This window comes from Pseudomonas sp. AK-TSAG1-1 (assembly GCF_056821665.1).
Genome location: NZ_CM165965.1, coordinates 4736481 through 4758229, shown reverse-complemented (window position 1 = coordinate 4758229; position 21749 = coordinate 4736481). Strand labels below are relative to the sequence as shown.

The following is a 21749-nucleotide window of genomic DNA, read 5'->3' as shown; positions in this document are numbered from 1 at the left end:
ACATCATGCCTTCGATTACGGTTGAACCGTGCACCTTTGCCTTGTTCGGCGCTCTCGGCGATCTGGCCCTGCGCAAGCTGTTTCCTGCCCTTTATCACCTTGATGGCGCCGACCTGCTGCATGAGGACACGCGCATCATCGCGCTGGCCCGTGAAGACGGCACCGAGCAGCAGCACCTGGCGTTCATCGCCGCCGAATTGCGCCGTTACGTTGGCAAAGAGCTGGACGAGGCCGTGGCCGAGCGCTTTCTGGCGCGCCTGAGCTACCTGCACGTCGACTTCCTCAAGGCTGAAGATTACGTGGCGCTGGCCGAACTGGCAGGCAGCGCCCAACGCATGATTGCCTACTTCGCCACCCCGGCGGCGGTGTACGGCGCGATCTGCGAGAACCTGGCGAAAGTCGGTCTGGCAGAAAATACCCGCGTGGTGCTGGAAAAGCCGATCGGCTCAGATCTGGAATCTTCGCGCAAAGTGAACGACGCCGTGGCGCAGTTCTTCCCGGAGAACCGCACCTACCGCATTGACCACTACCTGGGCAAAGAGACCGTCCAGAACCTGATCGCCCTGCGTTTCGCCAACAGTCTGTTCGAAACCCAGTGGAACCAGAATTACATCTCCCACGTGGAAATCACCGTGGCCGAGAAGGTCGGCATCGAAGGCCGTTGGGGCTACTTCGACAAGGCTGGCCAACTGCGCGACATGATCCAGAACCACCTGCTGCAGCTGCTGTGCCTGATCGCCATGGACCCGCCGGCCGATCTGTCCGCCGACAGTATCCGTGACGAGAAGGTGAAAGTGCTCAAGGCCCTGGCGCCGATCAGCCCGGAAGGCCTGACCACGCAAGTGGTTCGTGGTCAGTACATTGCCGGTCACAGCGAAGGCAAGTCCGTCCCGGGCTACCTGGAAGAACCGAACTCCAACACCCAGAGCGACACCGAAACCTTTGTTGCCCTGCGTGCCGATATCCGCAACTGGCGCTGGGCCGGTGTGCCGTTCTACCTGCGTACCGGTAAGCGCATGCCGCAGAAACTGTCGCAGATTGTCATCCACTTCAAGGAACCGTCGCACTACATCTTCGCGCCGGAACAACGCCTGCAGATCAGCAACAAATTGATCATCCGTCTGCAACCGGACGAAGGCATTTCCTTGCGCGTGATGACCAAGGAACAGGGCCTGGACAAGGGCATGCAACTGCGCAGCGGTCCGCTGCAACTGAATTTCTCCGACACCTGGCGCAGCGCGCGGATCCCCGACGCCTACGAGCGGTTGTTGCTGGAAGTGATGAACGGCAATCAGAACCTGTTTGTCCGTAAAGATGAAATCGAAGCCGCGTGGAAGTGGTGTGACCAGTTGATCGCCGGGTGGAAAAAATCCGGTGACGCGCCCAAGCCGTATGCGGCCGGGTCGTGGGGGCCGATGAGCTCGATTGCACTGATCACGCGGGACGGGAGGTCGTGGTATGGCGATATCTGATGTGAAACTGCCTGCGGGCGTGCACGCCCACCAGTTCAAGAACCCGGCGCTGTTGGCCGAAGGTCTGGCGTTGAACGTGGCCAAGCAACTGAATGAAGCCATCGGCGCTCGCGGCAATGCGGTGCTGGTGGTGTCCGGCGGTCGCAGCCCGGTAGCGTTTTTCCAGCACCTGGCCAAGCAGGAACTGGACTGGTCGAAGGTCGTCGTGACCCTCGCCGACGAGCGCTGGGTGCCGGTCGAGCACGCCGACAGCAACGCTGGTCTGCTCAAGCAGTATCTGCTCAAGGGGCCGGCCGCCAAGGCGCAGTTCCTCAGCCTTTACAGCGCGGCGGCCAACGTCGAGCAGGCTGCTGAACAAGCCGACCGCTTGCTCGCCGAACTGCCGCCGATCGATGTGCTGGTGCTGGGCATGGGCGATGACGGGCATACCGCGTCGCTGTTCCCGGACAGCCCGAACCTGACTGAAGCGCTACAGGCGGACGGTACCCGTCGCTGCTGGCCGATGCTGGCGCCAAGTGTGCCGCGTCAGCGCCTGACCATGAGCCGCGCGCTGCTGGCTTCGGCGAAGCACAGGATTCTGTCGATTTCCGGTCAATCGAAACTGACCACCCTGAATGCCGCACTGGCATCCGACGACGTCGCGGCCATGCCGGTTCGCGCGTTTCTGCAACCTACGTTAGAGATTTACTGGTGCCCATGAGCCAAGGAACAGCCGCTATGACAACCCCATCCCCGACCGTTTCCATGGCGGACAAAGTTGCCCTGATCGACAGCCTCTGCGCCAAGGCGCGGATCCTGCCGGTGATCACCATCGCCCGTGAACAGGACGTGCTGCCGTTGGCCGACGCCTTGGCGGCCGGTGGCCTGACGGCGCTGGAAGTGACCCTGCGTTCGCAGTTCGGTCTCAAGGCGATCCAGATCCTGCGCGAGCAGCGTCCGGAACTGATGACCGGCGCCGGCACCGTGCTCGATCGCAACATGCTCGCGGCTGCCGAAGCGGCGGGTTCGCAATTCATCGTCACCCCCGGCATCACCCGTGACCTGCTCGAAGCCAGCGTCGACAGCCCGATCCCGCTGTTGCCCGGCATCAGCAACGCCTCCGGCATCATGGAAGGCTATGGCCTGGGTTATCGCCGCTTCAAGCTGTTTCCGGCTGAAGTCAGCGGCGGTGTGGCGGCAATCAAGGCGCTTGGCGGCCCGTTCGGCGAAGTGAAATTCTGCCCGACTGGCGGCGTCGGCCCGGCCAACATCAAGAGCTATATGGCGCTGAAAAACGTCATGTGCGTGGGCGGTAGCTGGATGCTTGATCCTGAGTGGATCAAGAACGGCGACTGGGCGCGCATTCAGGAATGCACCGCCGAGGCCCTGGCGCTGCTGGACTGATGCTGCTGGATTGAAAGTTTTACCTGACACTTCGTTGTGTGTTCTACGGCTTTACGGTGCGCTTGGTCGGTGCACCGTTTTTTTTTGCCCGGAAAAAGTCATGAGACATGGCGCGATACATAGTTACCGCACCGAGAGCCTCGTGCGTCGTTAATCTGCGTTCATCTTATGGAAGAGAGAACGTGTCATGGAACGAGATACTTCAGCCTCATCGCCACAACCGATCTATCAGTTGGCCCCCGAGCAAATCGCCGGGCCGTACTTCCGCAATCCCAAGCTGCTGCGCCGCGACATCAGCGAAGGCGCCGAAGGGTTGCCATTGCTGCTGCGCCTGAGCATCGTCGACGCCATGACCGGCGAGCCGGTGAGTGGGGCGCTGGTCGATATCTGGCACTGCAACGCGCGGGGCGCCTACTCGGGGTGGAGTCGGATCAATCCGGATCTGGAAGTCGGCACCGATGCCATCGGTTCGATCCCGCGCACCGACGATGACACCTACCTGCGCGGCAGCCAGTTCTGCGATCACCTGGGACGGGCACGGTTCACCACGATCTATCCGGGGTTCTACGCTGGTCGCGCACTGCACATTCACGTCGCGGTGCGCATCGTGGCCGGCAGTGAATATCTCGAGGAGCGCAACGTCGCCTGGGTCGGGCAGCTGTATTTCCCCGAAGTGGTTTCCCGCTCGGTGCTCAATGCCCGGGATTATCGCGGGCGGGCTTCGTCACCCTTGAACAATGCCGAAGACAGCTATTACGCGAACGGCGGGGGCGAAGGCTCGACCCTGACCGTGTGGCCGATCGGCCGTGACTCTCACGAGGATGGATTTTTCGGACACTTGACCATCGGCATCGACACCTTTGCCGCCTCATCGCAGATCAAACCCGAAGACTTCGACAAGTACACCGTGTGAGCGGATCAGCGTAGCTCGTTAAGGGCGCGGGTCAGCGTCTGCATGTCGGCAGCGGTGGTGGTCAGCCCTGGTGTAATGCGGATGCTCGGCCCGCTCGCCGCACCGTTGCGCACCACGGTGAACAGGTTGTACTCGTTGAGCAGTCGCTCGACCATCGCCTGTTGGTCGGCGTGGCGGGTGAAGCGCATCGAGGTGATGCCGCAATACAGGCGGTGATCGTCCGGGGTCATGACTTCGATCCCCGGCAGGTGCCGCACCGCGCTGACCCACAGGTTGCGCAGGTAATTGAGTCGCGCGCCTTTGGCCGCCGCGCCGCCGAGCGAGCGGTGCTCCTCGAACACCAGTGGCAGGGTCATCAGCGCCGGAATGTTCGGCGTGCTGTACGGCGTACGGGCGCGGATATCGCTGGCCGGAAAGTGCATTTCGCCCATGTCCGGATCGATGTCGGCAAGGCGTTGTGGGGCGATGTACAGAAAACCCAGGGTCAGCGGCGCGCCAATCCACTTGTGCAGGTTGAACCCGGCAAACGAGATGCCCAGTGCTTCGAGGTTGAACTCGATCTGGCCGAGGGCGTGGGCGCCGTCGAGGATGATGTCCACCCCGTGTTGTTTCGCCAGCGCGGCGATCGCCTGTACCGGCATCACCAGTCCGGTGCGGTGGGTGACATGGGTCAGCGCCATCAGCTTGAGTTTCGGATAACGGATGAAGGTTTCGCGGTACGTGTCCAGCAGGCTGTCGAAACTGGCCGGGTGGGTGTGGCTGATTTCGATCACGTCCACGCCGCGATGCCGTGCCAGCCAGCGCATGGCCCCTTTGACCGTGTCGTATTCGAGGTCGCAGATCAGCACCTGGTCGCCGGGTTGCAGACGGTTGTAATTGCGGATCAGCGACTGCAGCGCATCACTGGCGTTGCGGGTGAAGGCCACGCTCTGCGCTCGCACGCCGATCATCTCCGCCAGTTGCGCACGGATGTCGAGGCTGTCGTGCTGTTCGAAACGCTGGCGCACATACACCGAGTTGCTGGTGTTGATCTGCTCGATATTGCGCTGGTAGTCCTCGATCACCGTGCGCGACATGCGTCCGAAATAACCGTTCTCCAGGTTCAGCGGGCCGGTTTGCGCTTCATAGCGGTCGGCGAAGGTCTGCCAGAACGCTTCGTCACGGGCACGGCGGGTGTTGTCAGGCATGATCGGCTCGGTTCCAGGGAGGGGGGCGCTTCAGTGGCGCGGGGCAGGTTTGCCATGTTTGGCGCGTAGTGGTTCGAGCAGGTCAGACAAACCGTTATGGTCGATTTCGTGCATCAGCGCCAGTAGCCCGCCGAGTTCACCGTGCGGGAAGCCTTCGCGGGCAAACCAGTTCAGATACGGCCCCGGCAGGTCGGCAATGATCCGGCCCTGGTACTTGCCGAAGGGCATTTCACGGGTGATCAGCAGTTCAAGCTTTTCAGGATTCATCAGCGACAATCATCGGGTTTCAAGACAGTCTGGAAAATACAGGCATTCTGCATGCAGGCCAAATGACAGTTCATGCAAATAACCGTGATACAGATGGTTCATTTATTTTTAAGTGATTGATAAATAAAGGAAAAAATCAATTTTAAAAACTGGCACGCACACTGCAATAACCCTTGCATCTTCCACCGATCGCAAGGAATTGAAAAATGACCGACATGAATAAAGAAGCCATCTCCGTACTCAACGACCTGATCGAAACCAGCAAGGACGGTCAGGAAGGGTTCAAGACTTGCGCTGAAGACATCAAGCATCCGGAACTCAAGGCGCTGTTCGCCAAGCGCTCAGCTGATTGCGCTACAGCAGCGGCTGAACTGCAGGCCACCGTGCGTTCGATGGGCGGTGATCCGGAAACCTCTACCAGTGTCAGCGGCGACCTGCACCGTCGTTGGGTCGACGTCAAAGCCATGTTCACCGGCAAAGACGAGGAGGCGGTACTCAACGAAGCCGAGCGCGGTGAAGACCACGCCCTGAAGGCTTATCGTGAAGCCATCGAGAAAATCAACAAGCACAACCTGGTCGGTATTCGTGATCTGGTCGAGCGCCAATACCATGGCGTGCAACGCAATCACGATCAGGTCAAAGCCCTGCGTAACCAGGCTCGCGCCCGTTCGTAAGCTTCACTGAAAAAACTGTGGGAGCGGGCTTGCTCGCGAATGCGGTGTGTCATGCAACGAGGTTGTTGCTGACCCGGCCCTTTCGCGAGCAGGCTCGCTCCCACTTTTTTGCGTAACTGCTTAACCGATGCTGATCGCCGGCAGAGTCGGCAGCGTCACGGTCTGTTGCTTGCGCGGCGCGAGAATCTCAGCCTCGCCATCCACTACCAGCTCATCACGCTGGTTGAACACGCGCGTGGCGATGCGCACGCGAAACTTCGGCAGCTTCTCGAGAATTTCCAGGCGCACGGTCAGGGTGTCGCCGATCTTTACCGGCTTCTGAAAGCTCATTTGCTGACCGATGTAGATGGTGCCCGGCCCAGGCAGCTCGCACGCAACGGCAGCGCTGATCAGTGCGCCGCTGAACATGCCGTGAGCGATGCGTTCCTTGAACATGCTGGCGGCGGCGAACTCGGCGTCCAGGTGCACCGGGTTGTGGTCGCCCGACATCGCGGCGAACAGCTGAATGTCGCGCTCTTCGACGGTTTTGCTGTAGCTGGCGGTCTGCCCGACTTCGAGGGCTTCGTAAGGGATGTTGGTAACCTGGGTCATCGGTCTTGATTCCTGTGACGGATTAAAGTGAATCCACAAAAATTATTCGCTGCGGTGAGGCCGACGATGGCTCAGCGCCTGGTCGATCCAGGTCAGCACATCGGCAATCACTTCGTCGCGATTGGTTTCATTGAACAATTCGTGCCGCGCCTGCGGGTAGATCTTCAGTTGCAGGTTCTGGCTGCCGGCTGTGCGCAACGCACCGGCCAGATCTGTCAGACGCTTGCCTTCGCTCACCGGATCACATTCACCGCCGATCACCAGCAGCGGCAGGCCCGGGTCGATCTGGGCGAGATTGGACGCTTTGCTGATTTGCTGCAAGCCACCGAGCAGATCGATCCACAATTGATTGGTGCAGCGAAAGCCGCACAACGGGTCATTGGCGTACAGGTCGACCTCGACCGGGTCGCGGCTCAGCCAGTCGAACGGCGTCTGCGCCGGTTTGAATTTTTTGTTGAACGAGCCGAACGATAACCACTCGATCAACGCACTGCGCCCTTTGGCGCCCTGACGCAGTTTCTCGAGACGGGCGATCTGCCGCGCCGCGCCATAGAGCGCCACCGGCTGAAAGTTCGAGCCACTGAGAATCGCCCCGTGCAGGCTGGCGCTGTGGTGCAGCAGATAGCCCTGGGCGAGGTAGCTGCCCATACTGTGCCCGAGCAGGATGATCGGCACGTCGGGATGTTGCTGGCCGATGTGCTGATTGAGGCTGGCCAGATCGCCGATCACCTTGCACCAGCCATCGTCATCGGCGAAATGCCCGAGTGTTCCGTGGTTGGCGGTCTTGCCATGGCCGCGCAGGTCCGGTGCGTAGACACCGTAACCTTGTGCGCAAAACGCTTCTGCCAGCCGCTCGTAGCGTGCGCTGTGTTCGGCCATGCCGTGGGCCAGCAGGATCACCGCCTTCAATGGCGCGGCCGGCAGCCACTGGTTGACGAACAGGCGGCTGCGGTCACTCGCGTCCAGCCAGAAGGCGTGGTGGATCATGGCAATTCCTTTTTATCGAGCGGTAACGGCCCGCAGTCGTTGCATTGTATAGCGCGTCCGATCAGCCCACGCCACGGCAGGAAGATTCATACGATCAATGTCGCCATCGCCCATATTTGCCTCAATGGCCATAACTGCTAGTGTCCGTGAAGCTCCGCTTTGTGCTTTTCGCTTTTAAGGAACAAGAGCAAAACGACAGAAAAGCGGCTCCCGGATCGATTCAGGTAAAGAGGACAAGAACAATGCAACCTGATTTCTGGAATGATAAACGCCCCGCTGGCGTACCGCTGAACATCGACATGGGCGAGTTCAAGTCGGTGATCGAGGTGTTTGAGCGTTCCTGCAAGAAGTTCGCGGACCGTCCGGCGTTCAGCAACATGGGCGTGACCCTGACTTACGCTGAGCTCGAACGCCAGAGCGCCGCCTTCGCCGGTTATCTGCAAGCGCATACCGATCTGGTGCCGGGCGATCGCATTGCGGTGCAGATGCCCAATGTCCTGCAATATCCGATTGCCGTGTTCGGTGCCTTGCGCGCCGGGCTGATCGTGGTCAACACCAACCCGCTGTACACCGCGCGTGAGATGCGTCACCAGTTCAAGGACTCCGGTGCCCGGGCGCTGGTGTACCTGAACATGTTCGGGCAGAAGGTCCAGGAAGTGCTGCCCGACACGGACATCCAATACCTGATCGAAGCGAAGATGGGCGACCTGATGCCCGCCGCCAAGGGCTGGCTGATCAACACCGTGGTCAGCAAAGTGAAGAAAATGGTTCCGGACTATTCGCTGCCGCAGGCGATCTCGTTCAAGAGTGCGCTGCGCCTGGGTCGTGGTCTGGGCATCAAGCCGCTGAAAGTCGGCCTCGACGACATCGCCGTGTTGCAATACACCGGCGGCACCACCGGCCTGGCCAAAGGCGCGATGCTGACCCACGGCAATCTCGTGGCGAACATGCAGCAGGTGCGTGCGTGTCTCGCGCAGTTGGGGCCTGACGGCCAGCCATTATTGCGCGAAGGGCAGGAAGTGATGGTGGCGCCGCTGCCGCTGTATCACATCTATGCCTTCACCGCGAACTGCATGTGCATGATGGTTTCCGGCAACCACAACGTGCTCATCACCAACCCGCGGGACATCGCAGGTTTCATCAAGGAACTGAAGAACTGGCGCTTCTCGGCGCTGCTGGGGCTCAACACACTGTTCGTTGCGCTGATGGATCACCCGGACTTCAAGACCCTGGATTTTTCCAGCCTCAAGCTGACCAACTCCGGCGGTACTGCGTTGGTCAAGGCCACCGCCGAGCGCTGGGAGCAGATCACCGGTTGCCGCATCACCGAAGGTTACGGCCTGACCGAAACCTCGCCGGTGGCCTGCACCAACCCGTATGGCGACAAGTCGCGTCTGGGCACGGTCGGTCTGCCGGTGCCGGGCACGCTGCTGAAAGTCATCGATGACGAAGGTGTCGAGCAGCCGATGGGCGAGCGCGGCGAACTGTGCATCAAAGGCCCGCAGATCATGAAAGGCTACTGGCACAAACCCGAAGCCACCGCCGAAGTGCTGGACGCCGAGGGCTGGTTCAAGTCCGGTGACATTGCGGTGATCGACCCGGACGGTTTCGTGCGCATCGTCGACCGCAAGAAGGACATGATCATCGTCTCCGGTTTCAACGTGTACCCCAACGAGATCGAAGACGTGGTGATGGCCCACCCGAAAGTCGCCAACTGCGCGGTGATCGGTGTGCCGGACGAGCGATCAGGGGAGGCGGTGAAGCTGTTTGTGGTGGCGCGGGAAGCCGGGATCAGCCTCGAAGAACTCAAGGCCTACTGCAAAGAGAATTTCACCGCTTACAAGGTGCCGAAACACATCGTGCTGCGCGAGTCGTTGCCGATGACGCCCGTCGGGAAGATTCTGCGGCGGGAGTTGCGCGATATCGCGTAGCCCTTGATGGCTGCGCTTCGCGCATTCGCGAGCAGACTCGCTCCCACAGGGATAGATGTAGTCCCTGTGGGAGCGAGCCTGCTCGCGAATTTTTGTTTGATGACCCCAAAAACCGGGGCTTTCAGGGGTTTATAGGATTTTTGCTCTAAAATGACTGTTAGAAAGTCTTGAGTCATCAAAGTGACCATGGAGGCCGCTTTTGGCTCTAGTCGGCCCTCGGCAAAGCTGCTACTCTCGGCGCGCTTTGTGACTTCTCGGCCTATCTAAAAGCCAGATTCACCAATACAAAACACACACCAATAATAATCGCATCAAATGCGGTGAAGAATTCGCGTTGCTGAGGAGTGGGCTTCCATGATCGAAGACTTTTGGAAGGATAAATACCCGGCTGGAATTGCTGCCGACATCAATCCAGACGAGTACCCGAATATTCAGGCAGTGTTGAAGCAATCTTGCCAACGCTTCGCCAACAAACCGGCTTTCAGCAACCTGGGCAAGACAATCACCTACGGTGAACTGTACGAATTGTCCGGTGCATTTGCCGCGTATCTGCAACAGCATACCGACTTGCAGCCCGGTGATCGAATCGCCGTGCAACTGCCCAACGTTCTGCAGTACCCGGTCGCCGTCTTCGGTGCGATCCGCGCCGGGCTGATCGTGGTCAACACCAACCCGCTGTACACCGCGCGGGAAATGGAACACCAATTCAACGACTCCGGTGCCAAAGCCCTTGTCTGCCTGGCAAACATGGCGCACCTGGCGGAAACCGTGGTGCCGAAAACCGGCGTCAAGCACGTCATCGTCACCGAAGTCGCCGACCTGCTGCCGCCGGTCAAACGCCTGTTGATCAACAGCGTGATCAAGTACGTGAAAAAGATGGTGCCGGCCTACCACCTGCCCAAGGCCGTCAAGTTCAACGACGTGCTGAGCAAGGGCCAGGGCCAGCCTGTGGCTGAAGCCAACCCGCACAGCAGTGATGTCGCGGTGCTGCAATATACCGGTGGCACCACCGGCGTGGCCAAGGGCGCGATGCTGACGCACCGCAACCTCGTCGCCAACATGCTGCAGTGCAAGGCGCTGATGGGCTCGAACCTCAACGAAGGCTGCGAGATCCTGATCACGCCGCTGCCGCTGTACCACATCTATGCGTTCACTTTTCATTGCATGGCGATGATGCTGATCGGCAACCACAACATCCTGATCAGCAACCCGCGCGACCTGCCGGCGATGGTCAAGGAACTGTCGAAGTGGAAGTTCAGCGGCTTTGTCGGCTTGAACACGCTGTTCGTGGCGCTGTGCAACAACGAAGGCTTCCGCAAGCTGGATTTCTCCAACCTGAAAGTCACCCTGTCCGGCGGCATGGCCCTGCAACTGGCCGCAGCCGAGCGTTGGAAAGCGGTGACCGGTTGCTCGATCTGCGAAGGTTACGGCATGACCGAAACCAGCCCGGTGGCCACGGTCAATCCGATCCAGAACATCCAGATCGGCACCATCGGCATTCCGGTGCCGTCGACCCTGTGCAAAGTCATCGACGATGCCGGTGTCGAGCAGCCGATGGGCGAAATCGGTGAACTGTGCGTCAAAGGCCCCCAAGTGATGAAGGGCTACTGGCAGCGTCAGGAAGCCACCGACGAGATCCTCGACAGCGAAGGCTGGCTGAAGACCGGTGACATCGCGCTGATCCAGCCCGATGGCTATATGCGCATTGTCGATCGCAAGAAAGACATGATTCTGGTCTCCGGTTTCAACGTCTATCCAAACGAACTGGAAGACGTGCTGGCGACGCTGCCGGGCGTGTTGCAGTGCGCTGCCATCGGTGTGCCGGACGAGAAGTCGGGCGAGGCGATCAAGATTTTCATCGTCGCCAAGCCGGGCGTGACCCTGACCAAGGAAACCGTGATGGAGCACATGCGCGCCAACGTCACCGGCTACAAGGTCCCGCGTTCGGTGGAGTTCCGCGATGCGCTGCCGACCACCAACGTCGGCAAGATCCTGCGCCGCGAATTGCGTGACGAAGAGCTGAAGAAGATCAAGGCGAAGTCCGCCGCCTGAATAAAAAGCCCCGCAGATGCGGGGCTTTTTGTTGGGGCTGGCGGTAGATTTGTAGTGACGGTGAGGCCGTCTTCGCGAGCAGGCTCGCTCCCACATGTCAGTTGGAATACCGTCAAATATGGGAGCGAGCGTGCTCGCGAAGCTTTGCTGTTACTGGCGGAACGGCGCGAAATTCACGTTGGTCCCCGCCGGACGCATGTCCTGCAGATACGAATCCTTGTCTGCACTCAGTTCCAGGCTCAATGCCGCCTTGCGCTTGCCTTCATTGCGAATCACCAGACCTTCGAGTTTTTCCCGCAGGAACACTGTTGGCACTTTCAGGTGCAGCAGTTCGTCGGTGGCCGGGGTGTGCATCAACAGGTGAATCCACTCGTACTGACCGATCGCCAGGCGCGACACCGGCAGGTCGAACCACCAGATGTTGCGGTTGCGGTTCAGTTCGGCGAAGTGGCAGTTGTTGGTGCCGAGCACAGCACCGCCCAGTTCCTGGTTGCGACGGGCAATGGCCTGCTTTTTATCGAGTTTCATAACATTCCTGCGGGATCTGATCGTTGGCGCACGGCGCCCATAGGTGCGCATTCTCGGGGCTTGCGGGGCAAACATAAAGCCCAACCTGTGTTGCACGACGAAATGAAGGGCAAAAATAAATGAAACTCGCGGCAAACCCGCCCGGTCAATCATTACGTACTGACTTTTCCCCTTCAATGCACCAAGGAGAAACACCATGAGTAGCACTGGCGATAAAGTAAAAGGCATGGCCAACGAAGCGGTCGGCAACATCAAGCAAGGTGTTGGTAAAGCCACTGACAACACCAAGCTGCAGGCCGAAGGCAAGGTTCAAGAGAAAAAAGGCGAAGCCCAGCAAGCCGTTGGCAAAGCCAAGGATGCAGTGAAGAAAACCATCGACAAGGCGTAATCCAGCCTTGAACGAAACACAGGAACGGCCATCCAAGGATGGCCGTTTTTGTGTCAAAACCCCACGGTCATCCACGAAGGTCGCCAAGTAGGCTACCGTGATGTAAAAAACGGCCCCTGAGTCGCCACGACTTCAACCTGTTTTGCGGCGAAAGGAGACGCGAATGATTTTTCCAGACATGAAAGGTCTGCCCTTGCACCGGGTGATGGTGCGCACGGTGACTGAATTCATCGACGACGAGATGTCGACCTACGCCTCGGCACTGGCCTACCAGATGCTGTTCTCGCTGTTCCCGTTCATTCTGTTCCTGATTGCCCTGATCGGTTTCCTGCACCTGCCGGACTTCTTCACCTGGCTGCGTCTGCAATCGGAACTGGTGCTGCCGCCGCAGGCGCTCGAACAGGTCAACCCGGTGATCGATCAGTTGCAGCAGTCCAAGGGTGGCTTGCTCTCGGTCGGTATTGTCATCGCCCTGTACACCGCCTCTGCCGGCGTACGCCTGATGATGAGCGCGATGAACGCGGCCTATGACGTGGTCGAAGGCCGGCCGATCTGGAAGCGCTTTCCGCTGTCGATTTTTTACACCGTCGGCATCGCCGGCATGCTGCTGGCCGCCGCTGCGCTGATGGTGCTCGGGCCGCAGGTGATGGGCTGGATTGCCGCGCAGGTTGGCCTGGAAGAAGTCATTGTCACGGTGTGGACGATCGCGCGCTGGCCGGTGATCGTGATTCTGATGATGGTCGCCGTGGCCCTGATCTACTACGTGATGCCCGACGTCAAACAGGAATTCCGCTTCATCACCCCAGGCTCGGTGCTGGCTGTGGTGGTGTGGATCGTCGCCTCGCTGGGCTTTGCGTTCTATGTCAAAACCTTCGCCAACTACAATGCAATGTATGGCAGCATCGGGGCGATCATCGTGCTGTTGCTGTATTTCTATATTTCCGCCGCCGTGCTGCTGCTTGGGGCCGAGATGAATGCGGTGATTGAACACATGTCCAGCGAGGGCAAGGATGAGGGCGAGAAAGTCCCCGGCGAACTCGATGAACACCCCAAACAACATGTCTCGGGCCTGGGACGCGACCACTCGCTCAAGCCGGACACTGACGAAGCCTGATCATGATTCGTGAAATCCTCAAAATGGGCGACGAACGCCTGCTGCGCATCGCCCCGCCGGTGCCGGCCGAGATGTTCGACAGCCCGCAGCTGTGGCAACTGATCGATGACATGTTCCAGACCATGGAAAGCGTCGGCGGCGTTGGGCTGGCTGCGCCGCAGATCGGCGTCGATCTGCAACTGGTGATCTTCGGTTTCGAGCACAGCGAACGCTATCCCGAGGCTGAAGCAGTGCCGCAGACAATCCTGATCAATCCGCTGATCACGCCGTTGAGTCCGCTGACAGAAGAGGGCTTCGAAGGTTGCTTGTCGGTGCCCGGTCTGCGTGGTGCGGTGGATCGTTATCAGCAGATTCGCTACGAAGGCTTCGATCCCAAGGGCGAGCCGATCGTGCGCGTGGCGTCTGGCTTTCATGCGCGGGTGGTGCAGCATGAGTGCGATCACCTGATCGGCCGCTTGTACCCGTCGCGCATTACCGACTTCAGCAAGTTCGGTTTTACCGAAGTGATGTTCCCGGATCTCGATCCCGCTGCGGACGACTGATTCTGAGAACCTTCATTCCAATGCCCCACATTTTGATCTTTATGGCTCCAGCCCCATTGCAATCATCGGCTTGCTCCGTGCATACCGGCTCAACCGTTCCGCCATCGCCTGGGGCAGGGCAGGGTCGAAGCTGAAGCCGCGGCGTTCATAAAACCCGCGCAAGTCCGGATGGCAGAACAGCCACACCGGCTCTGTCACACCCTGCACGGCCGCCGCGATCAACTCGGCGGCAATCCCCTGCTCACGACACGCGGGATCGACAAACAACCCCGTCAACCAGCGTCCACCCGCCACCGGGCGCAAGCACAGCGCGGCGACGATCTCTTCGCGGCGTGCCACCCACAATTGCGCATCGCGTACCGCCTTCATCGACGATTGGTGGCTGCGGTAAAACTTGTTCATCAACGGCCACAAAGGCTCGTCGAGCAGGACGTACTGGGTATCGGACATGGGATCGGACTGTCGGCGGGCAAAGCGCCGATTATAAAAGAACGGGCGACGCAGGATAGGTGTATACCTGAGCCTACATCCCTGTGAGTGGAGTACGCATCATGTCCAAAGGTATGGATTCAAAGAAAGCCGCGAAGAAGAAACCGGCCAAGACCGCCATTGAAAAGCGTGCGGAGAAGAAGGCCAAGAAAGTCGATATTTTCGGTCATTGATCATGTCCCTCGGGGGCCCGGTTCTCGGGCTCCCGCTCAAGCGCAAAAATAATCTGCAAGATTCAGCGGCCTCGTTGCACAGAAGGGGAAGACTCCCGTTCCGAGCCACGCCATGTCCCATTACTTCGACGCCGATCACCGGCAACAGATCGAAACCCTGCGCCAACGCTTCACCGCCCGCACCGAATGGCCTACCTGGTTGCTGCTGATCGGCGTGTACGCCGGTTGGTTCGCCATCCTGCTCAACAGCCAGTGGCTCGGTCGAAGCGTGAGTACATTGCTGCTGATTCCGCTGCTGGTCCTGTGGCTGTCGGTGCAGCACGAGTTGCTGCACGGTCATCCGACGCGCTGGACAGGGCTCAACAAGCTACTCGGCTACGCACCCTTTGCCGTGTGGTATCCGTACACTTTGTACCGTGACAGCCATCTGTTGCATCACCGCGATGAAGACCTGACCGTGCCCGGTGTCGACCCGGAAAGCCGTTACCTGACAGCGGCGCGCTGGCAGGGCAGTTCGCTGTTCGAGCGCAGCTTGCACTGGTTGAACAAGACCGTGCTCGGGCGCTTTTTGCTCGGTGCGCCGCTGGCGTTACTGACGCTGGCCGGTGAAGAGCTGCAACGCCTGAAGAACCGCGAACGCCAGGCCTGGCTGATGTGGTTGACCCACGGCGCGTTCACCTTGTTGATGCTGTGGTTCATCGTCCGCTACAGCGTGTTGCCGGTCTGGCATTACTTGTTGCTGATCAGTGTGCCGGCGCTGTCGATTGCGCTGATCCGCTCCTACTATGAACACCGCCCGCACGCGCAACCGGAGCAGCGCACCGTGCTCAACGAGGCCGGTTGGCCGTGGCGCTGGCTGTTTCTGAATCTGAATTTTCATTTGGTGCATCATGACCTGCCGAAGCTGGCGTGGTACGACCTGCCCCAGGCTTACCGGATGCACCGCGAGCAATGGGTGGCGCGCAGTGGCGGGTTTCTGGTGCAGGGGTATGGGCAGTTGTGGCGGCAGAACGGGTTCAGGCCGATCGACAGTCCGCAGCATCCCTTCCACTGATCCGAAGAACACCACCGCCCCCCCCACAGGGTTATTGATTTGCAGGGACACTGTGTATGACCCAACACCTCGCCGAACTGCTGATGTACACCGCCCCCGAGCCCATTCGTGCGGCCAGCGAACGCTGGATCACCCGCATCCTCGAGCACCTCGGCCATGCCCGCCTGAATGCAGAAGGCCTGTCGCTCCCCGATATCTGGTTGTCACCCAACCTGTTGCTGACGCAAACCTGCGGCTATCCGCTGATGACTTTGCTGCGCAATCGGGTGCGCATCGTCGGGCGTCCACGTTACGAACTGCCGGACGCCAGTGCCGGCAGTCACTGCAGCCTGATCCTCAGCCGTGCTGACGATGCACGCAGCAGCCTGGTGGATTTTCACGGCAGTCGCGGGGTGATCAACAGTGACGACTCCAACAGCGGCATGAACCTGTTGCGCCAGCGTCTGGCGCCGTTGCACCGCGATGGGCAGTTCTTCGCCACGGTCGGCATCAGCGGGGCGCACCGCGAGAGCCTGCGCTGGGTGCGCGAGGATCGCGGCGATCTGGCGGCCATCGACAGCGTGACCTATGCGTACCTTGCGCAATATGCGCCGGATGAGGTCAGCGGTTTGCGGATCGTGGCGCGCAGTGCATTGAGCCCGACCCTGCCGTTCATTACCGCTGCCACCGCCACGGATGAGCAGATCGAGCAGTTGCTCCGGGTGATGAATCAGTCGCTGGATGAGCTGCCCGACGTCGCGCGCACCCTTGGACTGCCCCACGTATTACCGGCCAGCGAAAGCGATTATGAAGTCCTGCTCGGCTATCAACGCGAGGCCCAGGCACAGGGGTATGACCTACTTCGCTAATTTCTTTATGGAATATAAAGATTCTTTTTAAGTATTTTTAACGAATAAGGCGCCTTGCTACGATCGCGCCACCGGATCACCGGACATTCAGCGACCCCTTGCCAAGGAGCCCCTATGTCCGGCGCCGATCCATTCCATCGCCACACCGTTGACGGCCTGTTCCGCGCCCACTACCACTGGCTGCGCAACTACCTGAGCCGCCAACTGCAAGACCCGGCGAGTGCCGAAGACCTGACGTGCGAAACCTTCGTGCAACTGCTCGAAGCGCCCGCGCTGACCGCCATCCGCGAACCCCGCGCCTTGCTCACCACCATCGCCCAACGCCTGCTCTATCAGCATTGGCGGCGTGCCGATCTGGCGCGGCGCCATGCGCAGCACGTCGAGGCCGAGTGTGCCGCTTCGCCGGAAGAACTCACGCAACAGCGACAAACCCTGAGCCGCCTCGACCGCAGCCTGCAGCGCCTGCCCGGCAAGGTCCGCTCGACCTTTCTGCTGGCACGCGTCGATGGCCTGACCTACCCGCAAATCGCCGCCGAACTGGGCATCTCGCAACGTTCGGTCAGCGTGTACATGAACCGCTCCCAAGCCCTGTGCGACCGCCACAGCGCCAATCAAATCCTGACAGACAAGAGGTCCGCATGAGATCGATCAAAACCTTGCTCGGCAGCTCGCTGCTGGCGCTGAGCCTGAGCGTCGGCGCCGTTGCCGCCACGGAGAAGACCGCGCCGATCCACTTCGGTGACATCACTTGGGAGAGCGGCAGCTTCATCACCGAAGTGCTGCGGCTGATCGTCGAAAAAGGCTACGGCTACCCGACCGACACGCTGCCGGGCAGCACCGTCAGCCTGGAGGCGGCGCTGGCGAAAAACGACATTCAAGTGATCGGCGAGGAATGGGCCGGGCGCAGTCCGGCGTGGGTCAAGGCGGCAGCTGAAGGCAAGGTGTTCGGCCTGGGCGACACGGTCAAGGGTGCGACCGAGGGCTGGTGGGTGCCGGAATACGTGATCAAGGGTGACCCCGAGCGCGGGATCAAACCGTTGGCGCCGGAGCTGAAGTCGGTGGCCGACCTGCCGCGCTACAAGGAGGTGTTCCGCGATCCGGAAGACCCGAGCCGTGGGCGTTTCCTCAATAGCCCGACCGGCTGGACTTCGGAGATCGTCAACAGCCAGAAGCTCAAGGCCTATGCGCTGACCGACAGCTTCGTCAACTTCCGCACCGGCTCAGGTGCGGCGCTGGATGCCGAGGTGGCGTCGTCGATCAAACGGGGCAAACCGGTGCTGTTCTACTATTGGTCGCCGACGCCGTTGCTGGGCCGCTTCAAACTGGTGAAGCTCGATGAGCCGCCGTTCGATGCCGAAGCCTGGAAGACCCTGGCCGATGCCAATAACCCGAATCCCAAGGGCACCCGTTCGATGCCGGCGAGCCTGGCGATTGGCGTATCGGCGCCGTTCAAGGCGCAGTACCCGGAGCTGGTGACGTTCTTTGAAAAGGTCGATTTGCCGATTGATCTGCTGAACCGGACGCTGGCCGTAATGAGCGAGAACCGCCAGCCACCGCGTCAGGTCGCCGAAGCGTTTTTGCGCGATCAGCCGCAAGTGTGGAAGGGGTGGGTGCCGGGGGAGGTGGCGAGCAAGGTGAGTGGGAGTCTGTAAGGGGTTTTGTGTTGAATGACCGATAGCTTTCGCGAGCAAGCCCGCTCCCACAGGGGTTTGAGCACACCACAAATCCAGTGTGGGGGCGGGCTTGCTCGCGAATGATCCAAAGGCCTACGCCGCTTCCGCCGCCAACGCCGCCATCACGGTCGGCCGCCGCTCAATCCGTGCCTGAAACCGCGCCAGCGCAGGCCACTGCTCCAGCTCAAACCCGAACAACCCGGCCCAGCGCAGCACCACAAACAGCAGCGCATCGGCCACGCTGAAGCCGCCCGGCAGCAAATAATCCTGCTGCTCCAGCACCGCGACCAATACCGCAAAACGCTTGAACAACTTCTCCTTGATCACCTCGGCCGGCATGCGCTCGTCGAACAGGGCGCCAAGTCCGCCATGGATCTCGCTCGAGACGAAGTTCAGCCACTCCTGCAAGCGCACCCGCTCGAAACTGCCCGGCACCGGGGCCAGCCCCGATTGCGGTTGCAGATCCGCCAGATACTGCAGGATTGCCGGGCCTTCGGTCAGCACCGCGCCGTTGTCCAGTTGCAGGGCCGCAACATAACCCTTGGGATTGATCGTGAGGAAGTCTTCGCCACTGGCAGTGCGCTTGCTGCGGTTGTCGACACGGATCAACACGAAGGGCAGTTTCAGTTCACGCAACACAATGTGCGGCGCCAGCGAACAGGCTTGCGGGGCGTAATACAGCTTCATCGGCAGCTCTCTGGTGAGGATTTGGCGCCAGTGTCATAGTGCAGCGTTCGCTCGGTAAAATTAATCTTTCAGAAAGCAGCCATAAGGACAGCTACTGGCATGATGAACCTGATGCATTGGCGGCTGGTAGTCGCCGTGGCCGATCACGGCAACATCACTCGCGCTGCCGAACGGGTCGGCATGACGCAGTCCGGCGCCAGCCAGGCCCTGGCGTTGATGGAAGAAACCCTGGGTGTGCAACTGTTCAGCCGCGAAAGCCGCCAGACCCTGCCCACCGCCATCGGCCTGCCGGTGATCGAACAGGCGCGGCTGATGCTCGGTGCGCTGGAGACCATTCGCCAGACCGTCGACAGCGTGCGCCCGATGCTGCGCGGGACGATTCGTCTGGCGAGTTTTCCCATGGTCCTGGCGAGTTTTCTGCCGCCGCTGCTACGCCAGTTCAATCGCCTGTACCCGGGCATCGAAGTGGTAGCGCTGGAGGTCAGCGACGACGAGGTCGAAACCCTGTTGGCGGCCGGTCTGGTAGATGTCGGCGTGGTGCTCAACCCAACACCTGAGCGCAATGCCGGGCCGTTGGGGCGCGATGCCTGGGTCGCGGTGGTGCCGGCGGGGCACCCGCTCGCACTGCGAGGAACCGGGCAGGGCGTGAGCTTGCAAGAGCTGGCGGCGTTGCCGTTTGTGCTGGCCACCGGCGGTTGCTCGACCAATGCCCGCAGCCTCGCCGCCAGTGCCGGGTTGCAGTTGCAGGATGTGCGGGTCGAGGTGCGCGAATGGAACAGCGCTTTCACCCTGGTGCGGGAAAACCTCGGCGTGAGCCTGGTGCCGGAAATGACCTTGCCGGCTGACAGACAAGGGCTGCGAGTCATTGCTCTGGCGCCACCCATCGAACGGGTGTTTTCGTTGGTGCTGCCAGCGGGACAGACGCCCTCACCGGCGGTGCAGGCCTTGATGGACCTGCTGGCGGATACGGCTCGCGCAACCACGCGCTGAACCGATTCTTGTGCAAAAAGTGCCAGATACTGGCCGACTAGTGGCCTTGCGCAAGGCTTTGCGCTGGCTATGCTGAGCTGTAACTAACTATGTCGACCGTCATCTGTTAGCCGTGATTTCAACGCTGCCAGAGTGCGCAATCAAAGGCACCGGACACTGAACCAACAAGGAGCCTGTTTTACATGGAAGTTCTTCTGCACGTTAGGGCTGGCCCGCTCGCGGGCTATCAAGAGAAGGATGTCTTGATTAGAGCGTCGCTGCATGGACTCTCCGATTAAACGTCATTTATCACCTGACAACTTCCTCCTGTGGAGGAATGCGTGTGCCTGTTCTGTGGAACGTAGTGGTGGATTCTGAAAGACCCGAACTTTCATCAAATCAAAAGACCGCGCGGAAGGTGATACAACCATGTTCAACCTACATCACAAGGCTGACCTGCAGGAAATCGAGCGTTTCAGCTGCGCCTTGACCGAAGCCAACGCCAGACTCGAAGCGATCAGCCGCTCGATGGCGATGATCGAATTCACGCCCGAAGGCATTGTTCTGAATGCCAACGAAAACTTCTGCAAGACCATGGGCTACAGCGCCGAGGAAGTGCGTGGCAAACATCACCGGGTGTTTTGTGAGGAAGCGTTTTACCGCAGCGAGGAATACGCCAGGTTGTGGCGTGACCTGGCGCGGGGTGAACCGATCAGCGGGACGTTTCTGCGCTTGAACAAATCCGGCAAGGAGATCTGGCTCGAAGCCAGCTACATGCCGGTGTATGGCCCGGACAAACAAGTCAAAAGTGTGATCAAAGTGGCGGCGGACATCACTGCACGGATCAACAAAGAGCACGAAGAAGAAAGCATGCTGGCGGCGATCAGTCGTTCGATGGCGGTGATCGAGTTCACCCCGGATGGCAACGTGATTACCGCCAACGACAACTTTCTCAAAACGATGCAGTACTCGCTCAACGAAATCGTCGGCCATCACCACAGCATGTTTTGCCACCGTTCCGAAGCCGAATCTGCGCAATACAAGGCGTTCTGGGCATCGCTCAATCGCGGCGAATATCACTCGCACCGTTTCGAACGCAAGAACAAGTCCGGGCAGATGGTCTACCTCGAAGCCTCGTACAACCCGCTGTTCGACACCAAGGGCCGCTTGTACAAAGTGGTCAAGTTCGCCAGCGACATCACCAGCCAGATGACCACGTTGCAAAACGCCGCGGAATCGGCCCACAGCACCTCGGTACAGAACGACGCCTGCGCGCAAAAAGGCTCACAGGTGGTGCAGCAAACCGTGCAGATCATTCAGGACATTTCCCGCGACCTAAATGAAGCGGCGCTGAGCATCGATGCGGTGAGCAAGCAGTCAGACATCATTGGCACCATCGTCCAGACCATTCGCGGGATTGCCGACCAGACCAACCTGCTGGCACTCAACGCCGCCATCGAAGCGGCCAGGGCCGGTGAGCATGGGCGCGGGTTTGCCGTGGTCGCGGATGAGGTGCGCAGCCTTGCGGCACGCACCAGCCAGGCGACGCTGGAGATTGTCGAAGTGGTGCGCAAAAACCATGACCTGTCGCTGAGCGCGGTGTCGAGCATGCAATCGAGCCTGAGCCGCACCGGGTTGGGTGTGGAACTGGCGAATGAGGCGGGGGAGGTGATCCTGGAGATTCAGCAGGGATCACGGCACGTGGTGGATGCGATCGGGCAGTTCAATGCGACGCTGCAGTTGAACTAGCTGCAACGCATAAATGTGGGAGCGGGCTTGCTCGCGAATGCGGTGTATCAGTGACATTTGTACCGATTGACACACCGC

At 60.1% G+C, this 21749-nt stretch carries 23 protein-coding genes and 1 pseudogene; 17 read left to right on the top strand and 7 right to left on the bottom strand.

Features of this window, described 5'->3' with window-relative positions; all coding sequences use genetic code 11:
* Positions 1–5 precede the first annotated feature (5 nt).
* The 4 genes from zwf to AC1UK9_RS21530 all read left to right on the top strand — a co-directional run bounded on the left by zwf (position 6) and on the right by AC1UK9_RS21530 (position 3768).
* Positions 6–1472, top strand: coding sequence for a glucose-6-phosphate dehydrogenase (gene zwf, locus AC1UK9_RS21545; protein ID WP_025112829.1), 1467 nt, complete (start codon positions 6–8; stop codon positions 1470–1472).
* Entirely contained in the window at positions 1459–2172 is a 714-nt protein-coding gene (gene pgl / locus AC1UK9_RS21540; protein ID WP_025112830.1) for a 6-phosphogluconolactonase, read from the top strand. Before zwf ends, pgl begins: the two co-directional genes overlap by 14 nt.
* A 17-nt stretch (positions 2173–2189) precedes the next feature.
* The gene (locus AC1UK9_RS21535) at positions 2190–2855 is read left to right on the top strand and encodes a bifunctional 4-hydroxy-2-oxoglutarate aldolase/2-dehydro-3-deoxy-phosphogluconate aldolase (RefSeq protein WP_016773539.1); all 666 of its coding nucleotides are present in this window, start codon (positions 2190–2192) and stop codon (positions 2853–2855) included.
* Positions 2856–3042: 187 nt separating this feature from the next.
* Positions 3043–3768 carry an intradiol ring-cleavage dioxygenase gene (locus tag AC1UK9_RS21530; protein WP_482578468.1) on the top strand — a complete coding sequence of 242 codons (726 nt, stop codon included), beginning with the start codon at positions 3043–3045 and terminating at the stop codon, positions 3766–3768.
* Positions 3769–3773: 5 nt separating this feature from the next.
* On the opposite strand, the gene AC1UK9_RS21525 is transcribed toward AC1UK9_RS21530, so the two are convergent.
* Positions 3774–4955, bottom strand: a complete 1182-nt coding sequence (locus AC1UK9_RS21525; protein ID WP_025112832.1) for an aminotransferase class V-fold PLP-dependent enzyme — start codon at positions 4953–4955, stop codon at positions 3774–3776.
* Positions 4956–4985: 30 nt separating this feature from the next.
* Positions 4986–5222 (bottom strand): DUF3820 family protein, encoded by a 237-nt coding sequence (locus AC1UK9_RS21520; RefSeq protein ID WP_482578467.1) that lies wholly within the window; start codon positions 5220–5222, stop codon positions 4986–4988.
* A gap of 206 nt (positions 5223–5428) precedes the next feature.
* Between AC1UK9_RS21520 and AC1UK9_RS21515 the strand changes: the two genes are divergently transcribed.
* Positions 5429–5896, top strand: coding sequence for a ferritin-like domain-containing protein (locus AC1UK9_RS21515; RefSeq protein ID WP_025112834.1), 468 nt, complete (start codon positions 5429–5431; stop codon positions 5894–5896).
* A 120-nt stretch (positions 5897–6016) separates the two neighbouring features.
* On the opposite strand, the gene AC1UK9_RS21510 is transcribed toward AC1UK9_RS21515, so the two are convergent.
* Both AC1UK9_RS21510 and AC1UK9_RS21505 read right to left on the bottom strand, forming a co-directional pair.
* Positions 6017–6487 (bottom strand): MaoC family dehydratase, encoded by a 471-nt coding sequence (locus tag AC1UK9_RS21510; protein WP_003227420.1) that lies wholly within the window; start codon positions 6485–6487, stop codon positions 6017–6019.
* A gap of 42 nt (positions 6488–6529) precedes the next feature.
* The gene (locus AC1UK9_RS21505) at positions 6530–7474 is read right to left on the bottom strand and encodes a lysophospholipase (RefSeq protein ID WP_482578466.1); all 945 of its coding nucleotides are present in this window, start codon (positions 7472–7474) and stop codon (positions 6530–6532) included.
* Between the two features lie 242 nt (positions 7475–7716).
* Here AC1UK9_RS21505 and fadD2 point away from each other — a divergent pair, with 242 nt between their 5' ends.
* Both fadD2 and fadD1 read left to right on the top strand, forming a co-directional pair.
* Positions 7717–9405, top strand: a complete 1689-nt coding sequence (gene fadD2, locus AC1UK9_RS21500; protein WP_482578465.1) for a long-chain-fatty-acid--CoA ligase FadD2 — start codon at positions 7717–7719, stop codon at positions 9403–9405.
* Positions 9406–9759: 354 nt separating this feature from the next.
* Positions 9760–11457, top strand: a complete 1698-nt coding sequence (fadD1, locus tag AC1UK9_RS21495; protein ID WP_025112837.1) for a long-chain-fatty-acid--CoA ligase FadD1 — start codon at positions 9760–9762, stop codon at positions 11455–11457.
* Positions 11458–11607: 150 nt separating this feature from the next.
* Here the strand turns inward: fadD1 and AC1UK9_RS21490 are convergent, their stop codons facing one another.
* Entirely contained in the window at positions 11608–11985 is a 378-nt protein-coding gene (locus AC1UK9_RS21490; RefSeq protein ID WP_007951149.1) for a hypothetical protein, read from the bottom strand.
* 196 nt (positions 11986–12181) lie between these two features.
* On the opposite strand from AC1UK9_RS21490, the gene AC1UK9_RS21485 reads away from it, so the two are divergent.
* From AC1UK9_RS21485 to def, 3 genes are all read left to right on the top strand, one after another.
* Entirely contained in the window at positions 12182–12373 is a 192-nt protein-coding gene (locus AC1UK9_RS21485; protein ID WP_025112838.1) for a CsbD family protein, read from the top strand.
* 163 nt (positions 12374–12536) lie between these two features.
* A complete protein-coding gene (locus AC1UK9_RS21480) occupies positions 12537–13487 on the top strand; it encodes a YihY/virulence factor BrkB family protein (protein WP_025112839.1) in 951 nt (316 codons plus the stop codon).
* A gap of 2 nt (positions 13488–13489) precedes the next feature.
* Positions 13490–14029, top strand: coding sequence for a peptide deformylase (gene def, locus AC1UK9_RS21475; RefSeq protein WP_473013359.1), 540 nt, complete (start codon positions 13490–13492; stop codon positions 14027–14029).
* A gap of 39 nt (positions 14030–14068) precedes the next feature.
* Here def and AC1UK9_RS21470 read toward each other — a convergent pair whose 3' ends face one another.
* Positions 14069–14479 carry a GNAT family N-acetyltransferase gene (locus AC1UK9_RS21470; protein ID WP_025112841.1) on the bottom strand — a complete coding sequence of 137 codons (411 nt, stop codon included), beginning with the start codon at positions 14477–14479 and terminating at the stop codon, positions 14069–14071.
* A 324-nt stretch (positions 14480–14803) separates the two neighbouring features.
* Here AC1UK9_RS21470 and AC1UK9_RS21465 point away from each other — a divergent pair, with 324 nt between their 5' ends.
* The 4 genes from AC1UK9_RS21465 to AC1UK9_RS21450 all read left to right on the top strand — a co-directional run bounded on the left by AC1UK9_RS21465 (position 14804) and on the right by AC1UK9_RS21450 (position 18245).
* A complete protein-coding gene (locus tag AC1UK9_RS21465) occupies positions 14804–15745 on the top strand; it encodes a fatty acid desaturase (protein WP_482578464.1) in 942 nt (313 codons plus the stop codon).
* A 56-nt stretch (positions 15746–15801) separates the two neighbouring features.
* On the top strand, positions 15802–16593 hold the full coding sequence (locus tag AC1UK9_RS21460; RefSeq protein WP_482578463.1) for a phosphate/phosphite/phosphonate ABC transporter substrate-binding protein: 792 nt from the start codon (positions 15802–15804) through the stop codon (positions 16591–16593).
* 114 nt (positions 16594–16707) lie between these two features.
* Positions 16708–17235, top strand: coding sequence for a sigma-70 family RNA polymerase sigma factor (locus AC1UK9_RS21455; RefSeq protein ID WP_473013356.1), 528 nt, complete (start codon positions 16708–16710; stop codon positions 17233–17235).
* Complete coding sequence (locus AC1UK9_RS21450) at positions 17232–18245, top strand: ABC transporter substrate-binding protein (protein WP_482578462.1); 1014 nt, start codon at positions 17232–17234, stop codon at positions 18243–18245. The genes AC1UK9_RS21455 and AC1UK9_RS21450 overlap by 4 nt, the downstream gene beginning before the upstream one ends.
* A gap of 114 nt (positions 18246–18359) precedes the next feature.
* Here the strand turns inward: AC1UK9_RS21450 and gstA are convergent, their stop codons facing one another.
* Positions 18360–18953: a glutathione transferase GstA gene (gstA, locus tag AC1UK9_RS21445; RefSeq protein ID WP_482578461.1), complete on the bottom strand. Its 594-nt coding sequence runs from the start codon at positions 18951–18953 to the stop codon at positions 18360–18362.
* Between the two features lie 99 nt (positions 18954–19052).
* Between gstA and AC1UK9_RS21440 the strand changes: the two genes are divergently transcribed.
* The 3 genes and pseudogenes from AC1UK9_RS21440 to AC1UK9_RS21430 all read left to right on the top strand — a co-directional run bounded on the left by AC1UK9_RS21440 (position 19053) and on the right by AC1UK9_RS21430 (position 21671).
* A complete protein-coding gene (locus AC1UK9_RS21440) occupies positions 19053–19943 on the top strand; it encodes a LysR family transcriptional regulator (RefSeq protein WP_482578460.1) in 891 nt (296 codons plus the stop codon).
* Between the two features lie 408 nt (positions 19944–20351).
* A pseudogene (locus AC1UK9_RS21435) lies at positions 20352–21080 on the top strand (PAS domain-containing protein); the annotation flags it as partial.
* Positions 21081–21131: 51 nt separating this feature from the next.
* The gene (locus AC1UK9_RS21430) at positions 21132–21671 is read left to right on the top strand and encodes a methyl-accepting chemotaxis protein (protein WP_256214240.1); all 540 of its coding nucleotides are present in this window, start codon (positions 21132–21134) and stop codon (positions 21669–21671) included.
* Positions 21672–21749: the final 78 nt, after the last annotated feature.

What these genes read in the sequence shown, in the direction of transcription:
- AC1UK9_RS21490 (WP_007951149.1), bottom strand. Translation starts at nt 11,985, where the DNA reads ATGAAACTCGATAAAAAGCAGGCCATTGCCCGTCGCAACCAGGAACTG.
- AC1UK9_RS21430 (WP_256214240.1), top strand. Translation starts at nt 21,132, where the DNA reads ATGACCACGTTGCAAAACGCCGCGGAATCGGCCCACAGCACCTCGGTA.
- AC1UK9_RS21450 (WP_482578462.1), top strand. Translation starts at nt 17,232, where the DNA reads ATGAGATCGATCAAAACCTTGCTCGGCAGCTCGCTGCTGGCGCTGAGC.
- pgl (WP_025112830.1), top strand. Translation starts at nt 1,459, where the DNA reads ATGGCGATATCTGATGTGAAACTGCCTGCGGGCGTGCACGCCCACCAG.
- AC1UK9_RS21530 (WP_482578468.1), top strand. Translation starts at nt 3,043, where the DNA reads ATGGAACGAGATACTTCAGCCTCATCGCCACAACCGATCTATCAGTTG.
- AC1UK9_RS21505 (WP_482578466.1), bottom strand. Translation starts at nt 7,474, where the DNA reads ATGATCCACCACGCCTTCTGGCTGGACGCGAGTGACCGCAGCCGCCTG.
- AC1UK9_RS21470 (WP_025112841.1), bottom strand. Translation starts at nt 14,479, where the DNA reads ATGTCCGATACCCAGTACGTCCTGCTCGACGAGCCTTTGTGGCCGTTG.
- AC1UK9_RS21535 (WP_016773539.1), top strand. Translation starts at nt 2,190, where the DNA reads ATGACAACCCCATCCCCGACCGTTTCCATGGCGGACAAAGTTGCCCTG.
- fadD1 (WP_025112837.1), top strand. Translation starts at nt 9,760, where the DNA reads ATGATCGAAGACTTTTGGAAGGATAAATACCCGGCTGGAATTGCTGCC.
- def (WP_473013359.1), top strand. Translation starts at nt 13,490, where the DNA reads ATGATTCGTGAAATCCTCAAAATGGGCGACGAACGCCTGCTGCGCATC.
- AC1UK9_RS21480 (WP_025112839.1), top strand. Translation starts at nt 12,537, where the DNA reads ATGATTTTTCCAGACATGAAAGGTCTGCCCTTGCACCGGGTGATGGTG.
- AC1UK9_RS21485 (WP_025112838.1), top strand. Translation starts at nt 12,182, where the DNA reads ATGAGTAGCACTGGCGATAAAGTAAAAGGCATGGCCAACGAAGCGGTC.
- AC1UK9_RS21455 (WP_473013356.1), top strand. Translation starts at nt 16,708, where the DNA reads ATGTCCGGCGCCGATCCATTCCATCGCCACACCGTTGACGGCCTGTTC.
- gstA (WP_482578461.1), bottom strand. Translation starts at nt 18,953, where the DNA reads ATGAAGCTGTATTACGCCCCGCAAGCCTGTTCGCTGGCGCCGCACATT.
- fadD2 (WP_482578465.1), top strand. Translation starts at nt 7,717, where the DNA reads ATGCAACCTGATTTCTGGAATGATAAACGCCCCGCTGGCGTACCGCTG.
- AC1UK9_RS21520 (WP_482578467.1), bottom strand. Translation starts at nt 5,222, where the DNA reads ATGAATCCTGAAAAGCTTGAACTGCTGATCACCCGTGAAATGCCCTTC.
- AC1UK9_RS21510 (WP_003227420.1), bottom strand. Translation starts at nt 6,487, where the DNA reads ATGACCCAGGTTACCAACATCCCTTACGAAGCCCTCGAAGTCGGGCAG.
- AC1UK9_RS21440 (WP_482578460.1), top strand. Translation starts at nt 19,053, where the DNA reads ATGATGAACCTGATGCATTGGCGGCTGGTAGTCGCCGTGGCCGATCAC.
- AC1UK9_RS21460 (WP_482578463.1), top strand. Translation starts at nt 15,802, where the DNA reads ATGACCCAACACCTCGCCGAACTGCTGATGTACACCGCCCCCGAGCCC.
- zwf (WP_025112829.1), top strand. Translation starts at nt 6, where the DNA reads ATGCCTTCGATTACGGTTGAACCGTGCACCTTTGCCTTGTTCGGCGCT.
- AC1UK9_RS21525 (WP_025112832.1), bottom strand. Translation starts at nt 4,955, where the DNA reads ATGCCTGACAACACCCGCCGTGCCCGTGACGAAGCGTTCTGGCAGACC.
- AC1UK9_RS21515 (WP_025112834.1), top strand. Translation starts at nt 5,429, where the DNA reads ATGACCGACATGAATAAAGAAGCCATCTCCGTACTCAACGACCTGATC.
- AC1UK9_RS21465 (WP_482578464.1), top strand. Translation starts at nt 14,804, where the DNA reads ATGTCCCATTACTTCGACGCCGATCACCGGCAACAGATCGAAACCCTG.